The following is a 20757-nucleotide window of genomic DNA, read 5'->3' as shown; positions in this document are numbered from 1 at the left end:
ACTAAAACAAAACTGCTATTTAGTTTAAACCGTAGGTTGTTTTTAATATATTTTGTGCCTCAACCAATTTAGTAAAATTAGCCTCGTTGATTAATGTATAGAAATTAGTACCGATTGTTGCTTTAAGTTTCTGGTAGTTTGCGTCCGTTAATTTACTGTTTGCAGGGCGATATTTGAAGCATGAAATAAATCCATAACCTTCAGATAAAGCATGGAACTGCGTAGGCAGGTCACCAACACTTACTGAATTAGTAGGTATTGTAGTGTAAGCAAGTGCCGCGGCAGCAACCAATTGCTCCCATTTAGCCTGAATAATAGTGATCTGCTCTTTTACAACTAGGTAATCTTTAGCCCCAATTGCCGCACGGCCTTTTAAGAAAGCGTTGAAAATTATTTTACCTGCTTCAATTCCTTTACCGCGTTCAGCAAGATAACCACCCCATAATAATGGTCTAACCGCATCTGTGTTAGCATAGGTTTTGTCCGGATTGTAATCAACAGGTACACCTAAATAACCAAAAGCTTCATCCCAGCTGCGTTGCATAGCTGTTGTACCATTAGTAACAGTAACATTATTAGCATCAGGCACACTGTTTAGGATATTAATAGCTTCTTTAAAGAATAAAGCGCCCATCATACCTTTAGCTACTGCCTGGTTGTACTCTAAACCTGTTGCGCTTACCAGTCTTTTTGAAGTGCCTTTAATAACATAACCAGCACTACCGTTTGTAGCTTCAATGGCATTTTTAGTACTGTTTGCAGCTTGCTCCACAAAGTATCCTGTGAAAGTTTCGGCATCAGCAGTTTTGTCAGCCAGTTTCACACCAGATGCGTTTAGAGTTGCATCAGTTGTAAATGGATTATTAGTATTGTTAAAATAATCATTTGCTTTTGTTGAAGTAATGGTAGCATTTAATGCAGTTCCAAGGTAAGAGTTCAACTCTAAAGCCATTTTTACCCTTTGCGTCGAAGCAGTGTAGTTTGCTCCGGCGAAGTTGTAGGTTGTTGGCACTTCATAAGGAGGAATAACATCATCCTGAACTTTATCTTTCTTACACGAAGCAAGACCCGCAACAGCAAGTGCAATAAATACTGAACTCTTAAAGTATTGAATTTTCATTTTTCTATTTGATTATATAATTTATCACTATATTGTTTGTATTAAGTCTAAATAAGTGCTAATCTTGCTGCAAATATTAAAGCCAATTCTAAAGAATTTCTAAAGAGTCTAAAAAAATCGTATTTAATTTGAATAATAATTATGAAGGTGTTGTTTGTAGAAGATGAACCGGTACTATTGGAAGAAATGGAAACCTATTTCAGCTCACTCGATTGCATATGCGAACAGGCTATAACTTTTGGTCAGGCAGAGCAGAAACTAAGGGACTACATGTATGATGTTGTAGTGCTCGACATTACCCTGCCCGATGGAAGCGGGATAGACCTCATAGAAGACATCAGAAAAAGCCATCTGGAAACCGGAATTCTTATTCTCTCGGCAAAAGATTCGCTTCAGGACAAACTGAATGGATTAAATCTTGGCGCCGACGACTACCTCACAAAACCTTTTTACCTGGAAGAATTGAACGCCCGGGTCAACGCCATATACCGCAGAAAAACATTAAAAGGTGCCGAACAGATCACATTCGACGATTTCACCATGCACCCTTCTTCCAAATCATTCTTTTTCAAAGACAGCGAGGTAAGCCTAACCAGAAAGGAATACGACATGCTCATTTATTTCGTCATCAATAAGAACCGTGTGGTGAGCAAAGCATCAATAGTTGAGCACCTTTGGGGAGATCATTTCGACCAGAGTGATAACTTCGATACGGTATATGTACACATGAAGAACCTGAGGAAAAAACTGTGCAACATTTCCGGCAAAGAATACATCAAAACAGTATATGGAATGGGTTATAAGTTTACGTACTAGTGAGGCTCTTATCAAAAATTAGTTATTATCATTTTGGACTAAGTGCATTGGTTTTAGGCATTACCGGCTGTATGTTGTTCCTTTTTCTGAGACATGAAATATCTAAAGAAATAGAGGAGCAGCTGGAATTACAGACCGATATGGTTGCCGAAGAAATCCATATGGGGCGAACGGTAGCTTTCCCATTGGTAACCATCACCAAGAGCGATGAAAGCCTGATGAAGCTGCCTAAAGTTTTTAAAGACACCCTCATTTATGATCGGCTCCAAAAAGTAACTGAAGGGTACTACTACTTCTCAGAGAGCAAAAAGATCAATGGTCAGCCCTACCGCATTAGGGTTATGACTACATATATTGGCTGGGACAATTATTCTAAAACCATTCTCTACATTTTCCTGTCCATAGCAGTCCTGTTAATTGTACTTGGCACTTTGGTCAACTATTTCATTAGCAGCAGGATCTGGAAACCATTTTTAATAAACCTGAAGCGGATGAAGGGGTACTCTGTAAGTTCAAAAGAAGAATTACAGCTAACGCGTACTGATGTGACTGAGTTTAAGGAAATGAACAGCGTACTTATCGATTTGGCGGCCAGGGGCAAAAGGGAATATACGGCTTTAAAGGAATTTACTGAAAATGCCTCACATGAAATTCAAACCCCTCTGAGTATCCTGAAAACGAGATTGGAAAGTATTAGTCAGCAACCATTAACGGGAGACATTGCGCGTTTACTTAACGATGCAAAAGAAGCAACAATACGCCTTAGTAAAGTAAACAAGGGATTGCTGCTGCTGGCCAAACTGGAGAATAATGCATTTACCGACGTACAATGGGTATCCTTAGAGAATACGCTGAAACGCAATTATGATTTAATGGAAGACCTGTTTCAGCATAAAGACTTACAGGTTGAACAGCATATTGAGTCCAAGGTAGTATATGCCAGCTCATTCCTGATGGAAGTTTTGATTTCTAATTTGCTAACAAATGCCCTTTCTTATACCGATGCCGGTTCCAAAATAGTTTTTAGCCTGAATGAACATTCGCTGGCGATCAGTAATGAAGGAGAACCGCTTTCTTTCCCTGAATCTAAGTTGTTCACCAGATTTGGCAAAGGAACTGCCGGGTACAAAGGCAATGGTCTTGGATTATCAATTGTAAAGCAGATTTGCAACATTAATAAGTGGCAGGTTACTTATCATTATGAAAACAACATGCACAGATTTAGCATTGCTTTTTAACCCACCCCGCAACCAATCCCTACGCTAATCAATATAAAATACGCCACATCCGACTGGTTAAAATGCGTTCTCAAAGTCTTCAATGCCGCGATAAGATGGTTCTTCACCGTGTTCCTAGATAAATGCAACTGCTCTGCAATTTCATCATAGCTAAGCCCCTGGTACCGGCTCATTCGAAAAATCAGCTGTTGCTGTGGCGGCAGCTGCACCAAAGCACTTTCTGTAAACTGCCTTAGGTCGCTTAACAACAAAGACTCTTCAGTTTCATTGATTACCTTTTCCATATCCGTCCAAAGCGCATCAATAGCCCTTTGCAACGTGGCCAGATCTCTTAGTGCATTTAGCGCCAGCGTTCTGGTAATGGTATACAGATAAGGCAAAACTCCTCATTTAACCTGTCGCGGTTAACTCAAACATTTAACAAAGCATCGTGAACAATTTCTTCAGCCCGTCCCCTGTCTTAAGAACCTAAAACAGAAAACATATAGCTTATTGAAATGCAAGTCAAAAACCTGCCTGAATGCACGTTCATCCGCCTGTTTCAATGAAACAGTCAGTTCCAGATCGGAAAAGTTACAGTAAGCGTTCATAAATATCTTTAATCCCTTCCAGTAAAGTTATATAAAATATTTAACAGTAGGTTAACATTTACTTACTAAAGTGTAAACGCCACGTACGCATCGCTAGATTTGCCTCCCCATTTTGAGCCTCCGCAGGCAATCACCACATATTGCTTACCATCAGCTTCATACACTGCCGGCGTGGCTACACCCGGTGCAGGTAAATCTGTTTCGAAAAGTATTTTCCCTGTTTTTTTATCTATCGCCCTGAATTTACCATCCGCTGTTGCACCAATAAAGATAAGTCCGCCTGCAGTAACCACCGGGCCTCCGTAATTCTCGCGCCCTGTAGTGGGCACTCCTTTCTTTTTCAGTTCTTCAAATTCACCAAAAGGAACTTTCCACACATATTTCCCGGTATTCAGGTTGATGGCATTTAAAGTTCCCCATGGCGGACTGATCGCAGGATAACCTTCCTTAGTCAGGAACTTGTTATAACCCGTAGATCCATAAGAAGGCTTTGCTGCCTTTGCGGTTTTGGCCTCTGATTTTCCGGTATAAGGCTTTGCCTGTTCAGCTTTAAGATCAAGAATAAATGATCCTATTGCGTTTTTTTCTTCTTTACTCAGGTGATTAAATCCCGGCATCATCCGCCTGCCTGTAGACAACAGCTCGGTAAACTGCGTTAGGTTATATTTCTTCTCAACACCCACTATCGACGGATAATCCCCTGCACCCAATCGTTCCGGACCATGGCAAACCATGCAATGCTTATTATACAAGGCCGCGCCTGCTTCCAGATTCGTTTGCGCCGTAGTTACAGGCGGCTCATTCTCCACAAGGTTCAGCACCCAGGCCATTTCATTGGCATTTACGTACAGGATATTTGATTCAGGATCAAAAGCCGGGCCTCCCCACTCGCCTCCACCGTCATACCCCGGAAAAATAATGGTTCCTTCTTTGGTCGGCGGAGTATATATTCCCTGCGAACGATAAGTTTTAAAGCGCTTTTTAATATCCTGTTGAGATGAATCACTAACCAAAGTATTCAGGTCGTTCTCTGTTAAGATCTGTCTGGCAAAAGGCTTAGGCAAAACAGGGAAAGGCTGGGTTGGCCAGAGTTTCTCACCAATAATTGGCGTATTTGTAATCATCTTCTTTTCCACAATAGGGAAAAGCGGCTTACCAGTAGCCCTTTCGAAAACGAAAATAAGCCCGGTTTTAGTAGTTTGCGCTACCGCATCTATCTTTTTACCCTGACGGGTTATCGTAGTCAATATTGGTGGACTGGAAATATCCATATCCCATACATCATGGTGTACAGTTTGAAAATGCCATTTCAATTTCCCGGTAAGGACATCTAAAGCCAGTACACAGTTGGCATAAAGTCCTTTGCCCAGTCGGTCGCCACCATAAAAATCATTGCTTGGGTTACCCGTTCCGGCAAACAACATTCCTCTCTTTTCATCCAGACTAAAGCCCGACCAGCTATTTGTGGAGCCCATGCGTTTATAGGCCGTTTTGTCTTCCCAGGTTTCATATCCGGGCTCTCCCGGCATAGGAATGGTATGGAACACCCATTTCTGTTTTCCCGTTTTCACATCAAATGCGCGGATGTATCCCGGCGTTTCCTCACCTACATAACCGCTCAAAAAGAACAGGTTTTTATAAACCATAACGGGAGAAGTAGGCGCTACAAAAACCTTGCTTTCTTCTCTTCCAAGCCCCTTCCTAAGGTCTATCCCACCGTCTTTACCAAAACTGGAGATCAGTTTACCGCTAACCGCATTTATTGCAAAGGCAATTGGTCCTACGGTATAAATGATTCGCTTATCGGCTCCTTCCTGCCAATAAGCCACACCCCTGTTCATGTTTACACTATTGCGGTGCCATGTTTTATTTATGGTAGAATCGGCCGGATCAAAATTCCATTTTTCTTTTCCGGTAGCCGCATCTATCGCAAAGAGCTTTAGCTTTGGAGATACTCCATAGAGTACGTTATTAACGATGATGGGATTACACTGAATGGAACCAAATTTAGTATTGTCGTTTTGCTCCGAATGATATACCCATGCAACCTTTAGCCGGCTTACATTACTGGTATTGATCTGTTTAAGCTTCGAATATTTTATATTTTCACCATTACCTCCGGTAACTTTCCAGTCTCTGTATTTACCAATGGTATCAGCATACCTGGCTGTTGAAGCAAAATCAAATGTGCTATTTGATCCAATTTTATCACTTTTATAAGCCAGAAGTAATCCGGAAACAGTCAGCAATCCCAAAAGATGCTTTTTACTAATAGTCATACAGGAAATATTTTCCGTTAATTTATTAAATTATCTGAAAATATAATGGCTACCGTTTCCGGATTATGGTAATATTATTATGGCATCAACACTTATTCTGTTTTAATGGCCTGTAAGGCTTTGCCGTTTAAAGAAACCGTTGCCTTATCGGAAATGGTATAATGCGTTTTGGTAATGTTAGGATCCATCAGGTCAAGACTTCCCTCACCAGGAATATCAAAAGCCGCCGTATCGATCTGGTTTGCCGAAGAAATAACCAGGCTGGCATTCCCATTGTCCTTATTACCTATTACCGCATTTAACTTGCCCACTTTCAATTTGTCTAAAAATGCACTGGTGTATTTACCCAGATCCAACTGCATCGCATCTTGCTCGAAACCGGAAATATTAATGTTGCCGGAAATATGGGCCCTTTTTTCTTCCTCTTTGTCTCTGTGATATGCACGACTGGTTAGCTTAACAGTACTTGGCATGATCAGGATCAATTCATTGTCCCAAATCTGAAAACCGCCGTCTTTAGCTGCTTTTGTCAGATCTATTTTTATCGAATTTCCATTTTTTGTCCATACCAGGTTTCCCTTAAGTCTGTCTCTTAACCACAGGCCCGGGGTTTTACCCTTCTCAATGCGGATGGTAATTCTGTTTGCCGACTGCAATTCGACTTCGTTTACATCTTTAACAGAACTAAATGTTAAACCATAAAACCGATTTTTATAGTCTCCTTTTAAAAAGGATGCCTTAAGGCTAAAATTATAGGCGGTAAGGCCAATAAATGTGGCAACCACTGCTGCTAGTATAAACATTGTGCTGGTTTTCATAACTATTTTGTTTGGTAGTTTTGTGCTTTAAAAATCTCAAATCGCTCAGCAATATCTTCTACGCTAATGCCAAGCAGATACATGCTTTTGAATAACTCCGGTAGCTCCTGCCCCAGAAAACGCTCCTTGCTGTAATTCTTTACTTTCTGTACTGCATCTGCAGCAATAAAGAAACCGATGCCCCTTTTGTTGGCAATTACCTCTTTACCTTGCAGAAATTCATACGCCCTTACAACAGTTAGCGGATTCACCTGCAGATCGGATGCCAGCTCACGTACCGAAGGCAATTTTTCCTCAGGCAACCATTTTTCCAACATGATATTTTCAGTTACATAACCTGCAATCTGCATGTATATCGCTTCATTCTCTCTAAATTCCATCTTACACTTGTTTTTCTTTTAGCCTGAAATAAGTACTTATCCAAAGGATTACCGAAATCAAAATGGCTACTGTTGCCGCAATAATATAACTTGTTTGTGTTGGCTCAATATATATATTCTCTTTTTTGATGATAAGGCCGACCATGTTAAAGGGAATCCCATTTTCAATCTCCTCCTGAAATATAGTATGAAGTAAAACCGGGTTTAACAGGCACAACACCGCAATAAAAATGAAAAAACTGAATACCGTTTTTATAAAATGGAGCTTCTCAAAAAATACCGCACCAAAAAAACAGATAGAATGTAATATAGCGAACACTAAAAATGACACCCACACCTTCCTATCAGGAGAAAATACGTTTACAACCTCTATTTTATCAGGTGAGTTTGCATTCCCGATACTGATCACCAGGTAATCAATAGCATAAAAGCAGCCCAGAAAAACAAGTTGAAATATCACAAATGAGTATAGCCAGGCAACCAGGTATTTTTCGAAATGAGAAGCAGGTAGCGATAACGCCGGAATTGATTTTTTTCTGTCGCCCAGATCGGTAAAGATCAGGCTGGTAAAAATAGTTCCCGAAAAAAACAGGAAATTTACAAACATTGCTGCTTGTATAACAGGGCCCATATGACCCCTGGTACTATAACTTATAAAACCCAGGACTAAGATTAACACTCCAATTAATACGCCTGTGGACATTAAGTACGTTTTGTATTGCTCGGCGGTGTGTTTCTTAAACAGATTAAGAAAGCGGGTAAAGTTGAAAGTTTCGTTCATGATAGCGTTATTTTAAAGATTCAATTACAGCAGTGTGATCATCAATTATCGCATTAAAGAGCAGCTCCATATCAACCTTGTTGTTGTGCTGTTGGTTATTGATGCTAATGGTATTATTGCCGATAGCGTTAGACGCGGTATATAATACTCCCTCTTTATTGGCATTACCCGACGTGGTAAAAAGTAAGCGGTCGCCAATATCATCCAGGCTCTTGTTCAGCACAATTTCCTTTTTGTGAAGGACAAGTAAGGTATCAATCAGACTGTCCAGATCTCTTACCTGGTGGGTAGATATGATCATACAGCGGTCTTCTGTGATTGAAGAGGCCATGATTCTTCTGAACTGAACTTTTGAAGGAATATCAAGCCCGTTAGTCGGCTCGTCCATAATCAGCAATGAGGTATTGGTGGCCAGACCAAAAGTGATCATTACTTTTTTCTGCTGACCAAAAGACAACTGCTTTAAATTGTCATCGGGATTCACATTGAATTCAGCAAGTACTTTATAGAATTGTGCGTGATCAAATTTTGGATAAAAATGAGCCGTACGGCGAACATATTCATTCCCTGAAAGCGACGGCAGTTCCATCTCTTCCGGAATAAAAAACAATTCCTGTAAAAAAGAAGGAAGTCGCTTGGCTGCACTAAGGCCATTAACCTTGCAGGTACCCTCGGTTGGGAATACCAGTCCTGCAATGTTTTTAAGTAAAGTTGATTTACCTGCCCCATTTTTTCCCAACAAGCCATAAATATGGCCGGTCTCCAGGTTAAGGTTCAGATTCCAAAACAGAAGTTCTTTTTTCCTGTATCCGAAACTAAGGTTTGTTAATTCGATCATAGCGTTGTGAATAAAGTAGCACTGTAATACTTATGTAGTACAGTACAAATGTAGATATAGTATTTACATTTCCAAATTAATTCACAAAATATTTTTAATGATTGAATTACAAGCCCTTAGAAGGCATGTAGACCGGATTTTACTCCGGTTCTACAAAATCTAGATCTCTGTCGTGCGTCTCCGGAATAGTAATAATGGAGTAAAACCCGATTGCAAAACAGATGAAACCAACAATAGCCGCAGCATGTAGCTCTAATACAGTTGGTTTCAAAAAGCCGTACAAGGTGGTCATCCCTACCACTGTTCCTCTTACCATATTGGGGATGGTAGTAGCAGCAGTTGCCCTTATATTGGTGCCGAATTGCTCTGCACCAATGGTTACAAACATGGCCCAGTAACCAATACCAAATCCAAGCCACAAGAGCATCATATATATACCTGTGGCGGTGGTTATGCCGGCATATAGATAAATAATACTTCCGATTAAAGTAAACAACATGAATAACCCCACCGCTTTGCGCCTCGATTCCAGATAATAACTGATTACACCGCTCAGCAAGTCGCCTGATGCCAGCCCTACATAACACCACATCACTGCCAAACCGGGCTTAACATTTTCTGCAATGTGCAATGCCTTACCAAATTCGTTGCTAAAGGTGGCCAGAATACCGATCACATACCAGGTGGGCAATCCAATACCTATGCATTTCAGATAAAGCTTAAGCCTGCTCTTATCTGTAAAAAAGGAAAGCAGTGACCCTCTTTTAAGTTCATCAAAGTCCTGCATAGATTTAAACATGCCCGATTCAAAAACACCAATTCGAAGAAACAAAAGCAATATGCCTAATCCACCACCGGTGAAATAGGCATATCGCCAGCTAAAAAGTTCCACGGTAAAATAAGCGGCAACAGCACCAAGAAGCCCCACTCCTGCTACTACTGAAGCACCAATGGCCCTCAGCCTTTTAGGTAAACTTTCTGAAACAAGCGTAATACCCGCGCCAAGTTCTCCTGCCAAACCTACCCCGGCTACAAAACGGAATAGCTTATAAATGCTCACATCGTGTACAAACCCGCAGGCAAAATTGGCGATAGAGTAAGTAATTATGGATCCGAATAAAACCGACAAACGCCCTTTCTTATCACCAAGAACACCCCAAAGTATTCCCCCGATCAGCAAACCACTCATCTGCCAGTTTAAAATACTGGCACCCTGGACAGAGCGTTCCGCTTCATTTAGCCCAAGCTCCGTTAAGCTGGGTATGCGTACAATGCCAAAAAGCAGTAAGTCATAAATATCTACAAAGTACCCAAGTGCAGCCACAATTACGGGCGCACTCAGGAGATACTGGGTTGCCGTTCTTTCTTTAGTTACTTCCATTTTGTTATTGATAGGTAAACTCAACTGTGGCAGTACAGGCTTTATCTGAAATTGCCCTTATCCAATGTGCGCTGAACCCTTGTGGGAACTCATAGTTGATCGTTTTACCGGCAGGAACAGTAAAGGTTTTATAGGTGTGAAAGCCGGAAAGGTCAAAATCAACTTCTAAGGTGATCTTTACATCCTTATCAGCACTTAAGGAAACCTTCTTCTTATCATACCCCGTCATAAGATATGGCAGCGATGGTGTGCCCGACTTAACCGCAGCTCTTTCCCAAACGCCTCCATGGCCTGTAGGTTTGCCCATTTTCCATAGGTCATCAATTCCCCCGAACCAAAGTCCATCAGTATTTTTTTCATTGGCAAAGTAGTGGCCATCAGCTTTTGCCCCCTGTTTGGTTCCGCTTAGTACCAGTAACCCTCTCCACGTACAAAAATCTACGATCTTTTTATGGTGTGTGGTAATCGGACGAAGGGCTATGAAACCAGCCTCGCGACCAACCTCATAAAAGGTTCCTTGTATGTTCAGCATAAAGCGCTCCGACTCAACTTCGCGACGATCGCGATAAGGAAAAGTTTCGTAAGCATCCGATGTTTTTGGTAAACGGAAAGTTCCCGTTTTATCTTTGATAATCACAGAAGCCTCATCTACAGAATAGGTTCTACTTAACGACAGCAAACGCTTCATTTGAGAAGTACTGTCTACCGCTCCGTTAGAAAAGGTCAGTTTTTCATCAACTTCTACATACTGACTTTTGCCATTACTGGTCGACAATACCTGCAGGTTTTTGTTGAAGTTTGCAGGGCGAATGACCGTAGAACTAATCTCATCTTTGTCGGTAATATCGCTTAAAGTATTGAACACAGGATCTTGCTTTTCGTGCATTGTTCCGGTAAAATGGAAGAAAGCAGAAGCCCTACAATCCTTATCTGTTTTAAACCTTATCCAGGTAGCTTTAAAATCGGCCGGGAAAATAAAATTCACATAACCATTTTTTGGCACCTTAATTACCTTATAATCTACCCATTTATTATTCCCTGTTTTATCAACCTGTATGGTAAAACTCACTGCCTGTTCTGATGTTTGGGTTAAATGCAGCACTTTTTTGTTGAAATTATTGATCAAAAAGGCATCCGAAGTTGTGTTTGCTTTTACAGCATCGTTATCCCATGGGCCGCCCCAACCGGTTGCACCGCCCCATGTTTTTAAATCGCTCCATTGGCCAAACCAAAGGTTCGATTGAGAGCGACCGGCCATTGGATTTTGCAGTACAGTAGTCTCATCTGTAGCAATTACAATCTGATTGTTCCAGCTGCAAAAATCTGGAATATAGCGCAAGTGGCTGCTTAAAGGCGAAATACCTGCGCTGTTGTTTCTCGAAAAAGTTTTTGGAAAGTCGTACATCATGCCATGCATATCCATCAGCATTTTTCCATTGCCAACTTCCCTGATGCGTGGCCATTCGGTATACCATCCGCCTCTATGGTCGTAGGTACGTGCCGCTTTTGGCAAACGATAAGTATACCATTGTCCGCCATCAAGCAACTTCAAAATTACCGATCGCCTATCCCAGCCTATTGCCCATAGCGGACTTTTATCGTCTGGTGAACCATAAATACCACCGGGTCCTGTGATATCAGTAAATTGTTTTCGCTCTATGATTTTCCAGGTCTTACCATCCCAGCTTGCCAAAACACCCATTTCTTCTGGCCCCTTAGGCAAATCTCCTGCTTTTAGCATATCCTTCGTCAATTTGAAAACAGCATCCTCGCCGTTGTTCGCAACAACAAAGAGGTTTTGACCGGTATAGGCGCCTTTTCCATGCCAGCCGGGTACAGGTTTTTCAAATAGTTTCTTAACAGCAAGGCTATTTACATCAACCTCATACACCTTACCCTCCATATCATAGAAGTATACTTTGTTGGACGGATCAGTCAGGTGCCTTGCGGTTGCGGTCATCCTGCCTGGCATTACGGAAAAGGGAATTGCCCTTACTTTTCCATTTTTATCAATAAAATAGCTACTGGTGATCAGTTGATTCGATTCTTTATGGATCATCCTGTTAGCAGGAGTGCCGCCAATACTTTCCGGATGTATGGTTACATTCAGATCTGCATCTACGCTATAAAGCTTATCTGCACTTCCATTAGGGGTATGAGGAGAATAGGTAACCATCCATAGCTTATTTGCCCATGGGGTTATCGCTCCGATGCCATTTTCAAACCCCTCACCAAATCCTACAGTGCTTTTTTCTGTTTTTGGCCAGCCCTCATTAAACGTAGCTAAATGTGGATATACACCACTTACCTGCAGTGGTTTCGTTGTCTTCTGTCCGAATGTGTTCAAAGATAAAAGTAGTGCCGCCAGGGCAGCACAACTTTTTAAATTAGGGCTAATATTCATTTGTGTGTGTTATAGGTTAATAATTTAAGTTCTGAGTGATGTTGGGGTTTACCCTTCTTTCTACAGCCGGTATAGGCCACAGGTATTGCTTGTTTTTATCAAATTTCCTTTCAATAAGTGCCTTAACATCAGATCCAAAACCCGAGTAATCGGCTATGCCATCATCGTCGAGCGGAGTAATGCCCGGGAAAGGCCATTTTGAGCGGTTTTGATTTGCCGGATCAGGTAAACCAATGACTGGTTTTGTCAGTGCCTTTTCGGCCAGGTGCCAGCGGATCAAATCCATGTAGCGAAGCCCCTCTTTTGCAAATTCTACCCTTCTTTCTCTCCGTACAACTTTTCTAAGTTCTGTTAGATCTGTTGTCGTTACAGCAGGATATAAGGTGGTTTGTGCAGCAGTAACACCATAGGCTCTTGCCCTCACCTGGTTAATGGCATCTAAAACAGTAGCATTCGCTTCTCCCAGTTCTACCTTTGCCTCTGCATAAGTCAGCAGCATCTCGGCATACCTGATAATGATGGCATCGTTGTCTTCGGCAAGTCGGTCGGCCCAGGTTTGGTCAATACCCTTTTTCCAAAGGAAACCGGTATAGCTTGCAAATGCGGCAACCGCACGTGAATCTTTATTGGATACACTTTTGTTCTGTTTTGAACTATAAACCGTTAAAGAATCCGGATGCGGGGTATAATTGTACCCCAGCCATTGGGTGTTGAACTCCACAACAGTTGCCGTGAGACGGGGATCGCGGTTTTTGAAGGGCTGTTTAGGGTCGTACAAAGGCGACTCATCAATGGGTTTACCATCAGTACACTCATAAGCATCCACAATATCCCGTGTTGGCAATTGGGCGCCAAAGCCACCGGCATTTCTGGAAATATTGTCCTGCACATAACCTGCTCCGTTAAAAACCTGTTGGGCCTGATCTCTTGGAATACTGATAATTAGCTCTTTGCTGGTTTCACCTGCTTTTAAAAACAATTGAGAATAGCTGGCATTAAGGCTATAAACATTGGCCGCACCTAAATCCATTACTGCTTTTGCAGCATCGCGTGCCACGTCATATTTCCCTACATACAAAGCAGTTCGTGCTTTTACAGCTAAGGCTGCACCCTTGGTTAACCTTTTCACTTCGGCCTGCGCATAGGTCTCAGGCAAATTGGCGATAGCAAAATCAAGCTCTTTAAAAATAAAATCAAGTACCTGATCTTTACCGGTTCTGGTGATCCCGTATGATTCTTCGAGGGTTAAAGTGGTTGTTAATAAGGGAACGTCGCCAAAATGGGTAACCAGTTTAGCATATTGGTTTGCCCTGATCAAACGCATCTCTGCTTCCAGTCTCAACATCACTGCTGCTGGCGTATTGGCCGCAGCTTTATCTTTATTGGCTAGAAACGAGTTCGCTCTTGCAATGGCTTTGTAACAGTTTAACCAATAAGTTTGCACCGCAGCATCGTCGGCATTCATCGTGCCGCCGATCACTGCATTTGTTAACTGGCCGCGGTGCCACTCATTGTCGCCAAACAATTCGTTATCATTCCCCCAGAAAACCAGTCGGTAAAGGTCATTAACAGCCAGTTCCAATTCGGTTTGGTTGGAATAAAAATTCCCGGTCGAGGCCTCAGAAAGTGGATTGAGGTCGAGTTTATTGCAGGCCGAAAGACCTACAGATATGATGATAATTAAATAGAACTTTTTCATGATTAAAATTTTAAGGTTGCACCGGCCAATATTGTGGTTACAATTGGGTAAGCATAGTTTCCGGCTTCAGGATCCAGATATTTTGGAAACTTACTGGACGAAAACAGGTCGTTAGCTGAGACATAGAAACGGAACGACTGAATGCCTGCCTTTTTTATCCAGCTTTCCTTTAAAGTATAGCCCAGCGTAAGGTTTTTTACACGAAAGTAAGAGCCGTCGATTAACCAAAAGTCAGACAAAGTATAGTTGTTCGACGTAGAGGTACGCGATAACCTTGGATAAGTGGCCTGAAGGTTTTGCTCGGCAGTATTATTCGGGCTCCAGAATTTCCCAACCATTTCAATTGGTACGTTTCCAAAAGCTTCGGCAAATGGTTGGGTAACTTCGTCGTTTAACCGGCTTAACTTTTTCCCAACTCCCTGAAATACTGCACCAAAATCAAAGCCCATATAATCAAGTCTTATATTTCCTCCATACTGATAGCGGGGTAAAGCTCCGCCAAGCAACACCTTATCGTCGGTAGTGATCTTTCCATCATTATTCAGATCCTGGTAGCGGATATCTCCTGCTTTAGTGTTTGCATTTAGCACTGGTGCTCCCGCAACTTCTGCCGCTGTCTGAAATATCCCATTGGCTTTATAACCAAACCATTCATTGTATTCGCTGCCATTACGGATAATCTGATCACCTCTAAATTCTGTCCCTTTTAGATCTCCGATTTTTGATTTGGCGTCTGAAACGTTCGCTGCAACAGCGTAATTCACGTTCCCGATCTTATCTTTCCAGCCCATTTCCAGTTCCCATCCCTTCACATTTAATACCCCCGCATTTTGGTTAGGCTTGTCATATCCTAAGTAAAGCGGAATATCAAGCGGCAAAAGGATATCGTAAGTTTTCTTTTTATAGTAATCAGCAGAAACGGTTAACCTGTTATCAAGAAAAGCTGCATCTAATCCCACATCGGTGGTCTGACTGGTTTCCCAGCTGATATTCTCTACTGCATATACCTGTTGTCCGCCTCCTGTTAACGGGGTAACAACTCCATTCTGATAGAACAGTGCATTTGTAAAATCTATGGTTGCCTGGTAAGGATAGTAAGCGGGGTTATTGTTCCTGTCTAACAATCGTTCATTACCAGCACGGCCCCATGATCCTCTTAATTTAAGGAAAGAAAGCCAGTTCATACTTTTCATAAAGCTTTCTTCGGTAACTGTCCAGCCTGCCGAAACCGATGGGTATACCGCATTTCTGAATTTATCAGCAAATCGGGAAGATCTGTCTGAACGGATATTTCCCTGGATGTAATACTTGTTTTTATAATTGTACTGCAAGCGACTGAACAGGGAATGTAATCCTGATTCGTTTGCACTGCCCGAGTTGTCTCTCAGTTCTGTACTTCCGGCATTTAAGTAAGGAAAATCAACAAGGGCAAAACCGGTTCTGGAAGCACCCAAAGATTCAAGTGACCTGTAATTTTCTTCATAACCCACAAGCACATCAATGGTATGGTCTTTTGCAATCTCTCTGGTATAGTTAGCAAGCAACTGCCCGTTAATGCTAAAAGCCTCATTTCTGCCTTCGCTCAGGATAGTTTTAGGCTGGTTCACAATGGTACTTACACTGCCATCGGCATTGGTAAACTTTATTTGTTTAGAGAAATACTTGTCCTTATCCAGATCAAAAGTTGGTGCTACCTGCATGATCAGCGTAAGTCCCTGAATGGGTTTGTAATTAAACATAATGCGACCGCTGATTTGATTTGCAAGGGTTTTACTAAATCCTCCCTCATTGATCTGGGCAATTGGGTTTCTGCCATCCTTTCCAAAAGCCAAAAGCCCGTTGGAATAGAAATCATCATAAATTGGAGGCATAATACGCGCCTCATAAATGGGATTGTAGTTGTTACTTAATTCATTTGCATTGCCTTTGTTGGTTGTTCTTTTATAGGCAACATCTAAGTTGATATTCATTTTGCTGTTCAGCTGCAGGTCGTTGTTGATACGAAACAGGTACCTGTTGTAAGATCTGTTGTCGTAAAATGCTCCGGCATCTGAATAGCCCAGCGAAGCCTTGGTTTTTATTTTATCAGTTCCCATGGTAAACACCAGATCATGGCGTTGGCGTGGGGCCGATTTATTGGTCATAACGGTTTCCTGCCAATTGGTATTTGGATACTTATCCGGATCTGCCAGGTTGTTTTCCAGGTACTTGTCGATACTTGATTGTGGAAAAGGGCCGGTAGAAGCACCATCATTAGTAGCCTGCTCATTAAAGTAGCGCATATAATCCTGTACGCCTGCATATTCAGGTAATGCGGTTGCTCTTTGCACGCCATACTCGTAGTTATATTCCAGACTGCTCTGCCCCTGTTTAGCTCTTTTAGTAGTTACTAAAATTACGCCTGCCGCCCCTCTTGATCCGTAAATTGCAGCCGAGGCAGCGTCTTTTAGTACCGTAATGTTTTCAACATCATTTGGGTTTACATTATCAATATTGCTTACAGGCACCCCGTCCAGAATAATTAGCGGGCTGTTTGTTCCAATGGTAGTAATCCCCCTGATAGAGATGTTGGATCCGGAGCCGGGAGCACTGCTGGTACGGGTTACAGAAACACCGCCAACACTGCCTTGCAGGGCTTCAGAAACCTGAAGTGTTTGCCGCCCTCCTACATCCTTTGATCCTATTGAAGTTACTGCGCCGGTAAGGTCCTTTTTTCTTTGCGTACCATAACCAACTACTACAACCTCGTTGAGGTCCTTATTATCGACCAGCAGACCAATTTGAAGTGGTTTACCCGTAAGTTCAACAACTTGGTCCTGGTAGCCAACAAATGTTAACAGAATGGTTTTTGCTTCGGAAGGGGCATTTAAGGTAAACGCGCCTTCCACATTTGTACTTGTTCCCTGCCTGGTGTCTGTAACAGTAATACTAACACCCGCCAGAGGTTGTTTTGTGGTGGCATCGATAACTTTACCCGATACTTTTTTGGTTTGCGCGACGGCTGCATATTGCAGGCCTAAAAACATCGCCAGAAGTAATAATTTTCTTTTCATTTATATTTGGTTAAGTTTTAAAAAAGATTGTTATTTGTCAATCTGATTTAGTTTTGATTGGTTTAGTAAATTTATATCCCGTTTTACAGAATGAACCGCCAACACCATATCCAAAATATTGGTCAATATTTTAGACAACCTAACAAACTATAAAACAACCACTTACACCAGATGAATAGGTATTCTGAACAAGCTGAAAATTCAATATTTTTTCAACAGCTGGACATATGCTGTCAGAAGGTAGCTGAGCAGATCGGTGAAAAACCAATTTCTGATTGGACGAACAGCGACTATGTAAGGTTAAGTGGTTTATTGTCACGTAAAACATCCATTCATTTAAGCGAAAGCACCCTTAAAAGAATCTTTGGAAAATCTAAAACATCTACCCGGTATTATCCACAAAAGGCAACACGCGATGCCCTTGCGAAATTTATAGGCTACAGAGACTGGTACGAATTTGAGTTTAAGAATCCCATTATAGATGTAAAAACCGGATTAGTACAGAAGGCACCTGCAAAAACCCCTGAAACGCATAAGCAGGAAAGCAATAAGAAAATGTTATACTTTATTGCTTTTATAGTACTGGTTACGTTTATTGCGATAGTACTATTAAGAAAACCAGATACAGGCACGGATCTTTTTGCCCAGAACGTAAAGCTGAAGTGCATAAACCCCGAAGGACTTACTCCACATTCGGCTATATTTAAACTGGACGCAGCAGGACCATTGCCTGATTCATCTTCTAATTTCTCTGTTGATTTTGGTGATGGTAAGATAAAGAAGGTTAACCTCTCAGACAGCCTTTTTAATCATTATTACGAAATCCCGGGAAGGTACTACCCTATGCTGTTGTATAAGAAAAGACCCATCGATACCGGATATGTTTATCTGCAAAGTAAAACCTGGAGTGCCATTACTTCTGTGATGCAGGATACCACAAGAGTATACCCGGTTTTAGTAAAAGATTTAGGCCTTAGAACGCCAATTACGGTATCAGCAAGAGAAGTTTACAGTGCCGGTGTGGATACCAACCGCACGTTCTTTGTTCATTTTTCACACGTAAGACCTACCAATATCAACGGAGATAATTTTGAACTGACGGTGCACGTTGCCTCTTCCGAAAACAGGGCCGGTGTAAGATGCTCACAAGCAGATCTGTTTATTTACGGAGAAAAGGATAAGCATGTGTTTGGCATCATTAAACCCGAATGTGTGGCCTGGGCACATTATCAGTTTTCTGAAGATGTTAAAGATGGCGCAAAATATGACCTTAGGGCGCTTGGACATGACCTGAGTACCGGCGCTGATTTAAAGCTTCGAATTGAAAACAAACAGGTTAAACTATACATCAACTCTAAAGAAGCTTTTAAAACACAGTACAACAAATCAATTGGTAAGATAATGGGAGTTAAACTGACAATAGCAGGAATAGGCTATTTCGAAAACTTACATATCTCAGACCTGAAGACAAAAGAAACATTCTGATCTTATTTAACAGGAACCGCTTTAAACTCGAATAAGGAAACTTTTGTGTTATTGGTACTCACCGTTACAGAAAACGCATACTCCTTCCCTTTTTCAAATACCTGATCTGTAAGCAAACTAACTTCTGTTTTACCGTATGGCTGTAGTACCGGAACCGCTGCTATGCCTAAAGTTTTCTTCTCGTTACCAACAAGACAGGTAACCTCTAAAACGCTTTTTTTAGACACTACCTGGCCAAAATTTTCTACCTCTATTTTTAGTTTGGTTTTATTATTCTCTGAGCTAAATACCGGTTTACGGGCTGAAAGAATGGCCTCATTATAGTTTAACCATGGCACACGGGTGTATCCGTAAAGCAGCTTACCTGCGGTAGATTTCCCGATCAGCTTTGGTGCAAATTCCTCTTTTGTGATGCCACTGCCTTTGGCATCAAAATTTACAATCAGATCTTTGTTTGATTTTACCACACTTAACACCTTGCTGCCCCTGCCAAAGTTAACTTCTGTTGACGCCCCAAAACGAAGGGATTTAACATCTACATCTATTTGCGGGTTAAAGCCTTTTTCGGCTGCAATTTTAACGCTGATCACTTTGGTTTTAGCTGTCGGCATTTCCTTGTTCAGCATGGTCAGCAAAACCCCCGGGTTCAACGGTACGCTGATGTTTTTGGAACTATGGCGGTCGCTGGCTTTATCATCTGCCTTAGAAGTATCTATTACTGCAAAGTTCGCCTGAATAGCTCTTCCATAATTATCCTGAAGCACTTTAATACGTTCAAATTTATACCAGTCTTCCACCTGTCCGTCTTCATGTTTAGCTACTCCAATGGTATATGCCTCTCCGGGATCTGTAACCCAGTTAACCCCATCTTTTGAGCGTTGGTAAAAGGCGATTCTGCCTAACCAGTCGTTCACAATTAAATGGTATTGAACATTGTCGCGCCACACCACCGGATCCTCAAACTCGCCCTTTACATTGGGGTATACCCTTCTGTCGGTAATTTGATTGTAAGCAGAAATTCCTGTTTTACTGATCCATACACCACCACCTCTGCACACCATAAGGTAAGAGCCGTCTTCTCTTTGCGCAAAGGTTAAATTAGACAGGCCCTCGATAATCGGGCGATCTCTTTTCTCAAAATCAAAATGCTTTAATTCCCATGGCCCGTTTAAACTATTTGAAATGTAATATCCGTCAATAATATAAATCACATATCTGCCGTCTTTGATCCGGAAAACTTCAGGATTATGCCCTTTGCCTATAGTGTCTTTTACCACAAAAGGGCCAATTGAGTTATCGCTTACCGTATGGTAAACAATTGAATTTGGCCACTCGGCATGACCTTTCGCCGAACTTTCGAGCCAGCCGGCTACATAAAGGTGATAGAGTTTATCCGATCCTAAAATTATTTTCCCTCCCCAATAAGATCTGATGCGGTCTTCAATACCATTATCTACGTACCTTGGCAATACACCTTTGGCACCCCAGGTATCACTGCTGAGCTTGCCTTTTGGCATAGGTAACAAACGATCTTTAAACCGCCCGCCTTCTACCAGCTGATCCCATTCAACAGGTCTTGGCCTTTCCGTGATTTGGGCAATAAGCATGCAGGGTGTTAAAAATAAAACACAAAGGATGAGGGGAATAAACAGGTACTTTTTCATTTCATGAGATCAACTAAATTCGGTAACAAATAAAGCACATTCTGAAACCCGTAATTTTGATTTCTTATCCATTCATTAAGTAATATTAACATTCAGTGATAATACTCGCCCATACGTTTCAAAAATTCTTCAGATTGTATCAATTTACAGATAAGAGCTGAAACACTAAATATTTTATAATAAACTTGTTCTTTAAACACACAAAGCCATT

At 41.6% G+C, this 20757-nt stretch carries 15 protein-coding genes; 3 read left to right on the top strand and 12 right to left on the bottom strand.

Annotation, left to right across the window (positions count from 1 at the left end):
* Positions 1-19 precede the first annotated feature (19 nt).
* The gene (locus HQN86_RS04215) at positions 20-1120 is read right to left on the bottom strand and encodes a DUF4856 domain-containing protein (RefSeq protein ID WP_172659771.1); all 1101 of its coding nucleotides are present in this window, start codon (positions 1118-1120) and stop codon (positions 20-22) included.
* 141 nt (positions 1121-1261) lie between these two features.
* Between HQN86_RS04215 and HQN86_RS04210 the strand changes: the two genes are divergently transcribed.
* Together HQN86_RS04210 and HQN86_RS27055 are read left to right on the top strand one after the other, a co-directional pair.
* Positions 1262-1936, top strand: a complete 675-nt coding sequence (locus tag HQN86_RS04210; RefSeq protein WP_172659770.1) for a response regulator transcription factor — start codon at positions 1262-1264, stop codon at positions 1934-1936.
* Positions 1936-3174 (top strand): sensor histidine kinase, encoded by a 1239-nt coding sequence (locus HQN86_RS27055; protein ID WP_172659769.1) that lies wholly within the window; start codon positions 1936-1938, stop codon positions 3172-3174. The genes HQN86_RS04210 and HQN86_RS27055 overlap by 1 nt, the downstream gene beginning before the upstream one ends.
* Here HQN86_RS27055 and HQN86_RS26810 read toward each other — a convergent pair.
* The 10 genes from HQN86_RS26810 to HQN86_RS04155 form a co-directional block, all read right to left on the bottom strand.
* Positions 3171-3554 (bottom strand): sigma-70 family RNA polymerase sigma factor, encoded by a 384-nt coding sequence (locus HQN86_RS26810; RefSeq protein WP_246269423.1) that lies wholly within the window; start codon positions 3552-3554, stop codon positions 3171-3173. The two genes, HQN86_RS27055 and HQN86_RS26810, sit on opposite strands and share 4 nt — an antisense overlap.
* A 275-nt stretch (positions 3555-3829) precedes the next feature.
* Entirely contained in the window at positions 3830-6043 is a 2214-nt protein-coding gene (locus HQN86_RS04195; RefSeq protein WP_172659768.1) for an outer membrane protein assembly factor BamB family protein, read from the bottom strand.
* Between the two features lie 92 nt (positions 6044-6135).
* Complete coding sequence (locus HQN86_RS04190; protein WP_172659767.1) at positions 6136-6861, bottom strand: hypothetical protein; 726 nt, start codon at positions 6859-6861, stop codon at positions 6136-6138.
* A gap of 2 nt (positions 6862-6863) precedes the next feature.
* A complete protein-coding gene (locus tag HQN86_RS04185) occupies positions 6864-7241 on the bottom strand; it encodes a GntR family transcriptional regulator (RefSeq protein WP_172659766.1) in 378 nt (125 codons plus the stop codon).
* Position 7242: 1 nt separating this feature from the next.
* Positions 7243-8022 (bottom strand): hypothetical protein, encoded by a 780-nt coding sequence (locus tag HQN86_RS04180; protein ID WP_172659765.1) that lies wholly within the window; start codon positions 8020-8022, stop codon positions 7243-7245.
* 7 nt (positions 8023-8029) lie between these two features.
* The gene (locus HQN86_RS04175) at positions 8030-8860 is read right to left on the bottom strand and encodes an ABC transporter ATP-binding protein (RefSeq protein WP_172659764.1); all 831 of its coding nucleotides are present in this window, start codon (positions 8858-8860) and stop codon (positions 8030-8032) included.
* A gap of 139 nt (positions 8861-8999) precedes the next feature.
* Entirely contained in the window at positions 9000-10241 is a 1242-nt protein-coding gene (locus HQN86_RS04170; RefSeq protein ID WP_172659763.1) for an MFS transporter, read from the bottom strand.
* 4 nt (positions 10242-10245) lie between these two features.
* Entirely contained in the window at positions 10246-12645 is a 2400-nt protein-coding gene (locus HQN86_RS04165; RefSeq protein WP_172659762.1) for a hypothetical protein, read from the bottom strand.
* 16 nt (positions 12646-12661) lie between these two features.
* The gene (locus HQN86_RS04160; protein ID WP_172659761.1) at positions 12662-14344 is read right to left on the bottom strand and encodes a RagB/SusD family nutrient uptake outer membrane protein; all 1683 of its coding nucleotides are present in this window, start codon (positions 14342-14344) and stop codon (positions 12662-12664) included.
* Between the two features lie 2 nt (positions 14345-14346).
* Positions 14347-17397 (bottom strand): SusC/RagA family TonB-linked outer membrane protein, encoded by a 3051-nt coding sequence (locus HQN86_RS04155; protein ID WP_172659760.1) that lies wholly within the window; start codon positions 17395-17397, stop codon positions 14347-14349.
* A 171-nt stretch (positions 17398-17568) separates the two neighbouring features.
* Between HQN86_RS04155 and HQN86_RS04150 the strand changes: the two genes are divergently transcribed.
* Positions 17569-18882 carry a hypothetical protein gene (locus HQN86_RS04150; RefSeq protein WP_172659759.1) on the top strand — a complete coding sequence of 438 codons (1314 nt, stop codon included), beginning with the start codon at positions 17569-17571 and terminating at the stop codon, positions 18880-18882.
* A gap of 2 nt (positions 18883-18884) precedes the next feature.
* Here the strand turns inward: HQN86_RS04150 and HQN86_RS04145 are convergent, their stop codons facing one another.
* The gene (locus HQN86_RS04145) at positions 18885-20546 is read right to left on the bottom strand and encodes a glycoside hydrolase family protein (RefSeq protein WP_172659758.1); all 1662 of its coding nucleotides are present in this window, start codon (positions 20544-20546) and stop codon (positions 18885-18887) included.
* Positions 20547-20757 lie beyond the last annotated feature (211 nt).

This window comes from Pedobacter panaciterrae (assembly GCF_013204795.1).
Lineage (GTDB): Bacteria > Bacteroidota > Bacteroidia > Sphingobacteriales > Sphingobacteriaceae > Pedobacter > Pedobacter panaciterrae.
The sequence above is the reverse complement of the archived record's forward strand: the minus strand, read 5'-3'. Positions and strand labels throughout refer to the sequence as shown.

Coding starts and splice junctions, on each gene's coding strand:
- HQN86_RS04215 (WP_172659771.1), bottom strand. CDS start 1,120: ATGAAAATTCAATACTTTAAGAGTTCAGTATTTATTGCACTTGCTGTT.
- HQN86_RS04210 (WP_172659770.1), top strand. CDS start 1,262: ATGAAGGTGTTGTTTGTAGAAGATGAACCGGTACTATTGGAAGAAATG.
- HQN86_RS04195 (WP_172659768.1), bottom strand. CDS start 6,043: ATGACTATTAGTAAAAAGCATCTTTTGGGATTGCTGACTGTTTCCGGA.
- HQN86_RS04190 (WP_172659767.1), bottom strand. CDS start 6,861: ATGAAAACCAGCACAATGTTTATACTAGCAGCAGTGGTTGCCACATTT.
- HQN86_RS04185 (WP_172659766.1), bottom strand. CDS start 7,241: ATGGAATTTAGAGAGAATGAAGCGATATACATGCAGATTGCAGGTTAT.
- HQN86_RS04180 (WP_172659765.1), bottom strand. CDS start 8,022: ATGAACGAAACTTTCAACTTTACCCGCTTTCTTAATCTGTTTAAGAAA.
- HQN86_RS04175 (WP_172659764.1), bottom strand. CDS start 8,860: ATGATCGAATTAACAAACCTTAGTTTCGGATACAGGAAAAAAGAACTT.
- HQN86_RS04170 (WP_172659763.1), bottom strand. CDS start 10,241: ATGGAAGTAACTAAAGAAAGAACGGCAACCCAGTATCTCCTGAGTGCG.
- HQN86_RS04165 (WP_172659762.1), bottom strand. CDS start 12,645: ATGAATATTAGCCCTAATTTAAAAAGTTGTGCTGCCCTGGCGGCACTA.
- HQN86_RS04160 (WP_172659761.1), bottom strand. CDS start 14,344: ATGAAAAAGTTCTATTTAATTATCATCATATCTGTAGGTCTTTCGGCC.
- HQN86_RS04155 (WP_172659760.1), bottom strand. CDS start 17,397: ATGAAAAGAAAATTATTACTTCTGGCGATGTTTTTAGGCCTGCAATAT.
- HQN86_RS04150 (WP_172659759.1), top strand. CDS start 17,569: ATGAATAGGTATTCTGAACAAGCTGAAAATTCAATATTTTTTCAACAG.
- HQN86_RS04145 (WP_172659758.1), bottom strand. CDS start 20,546: ATGAAAAAGTACCTGTTTATTCCCCTCATCCTTTGTGTTTTATTTTTA.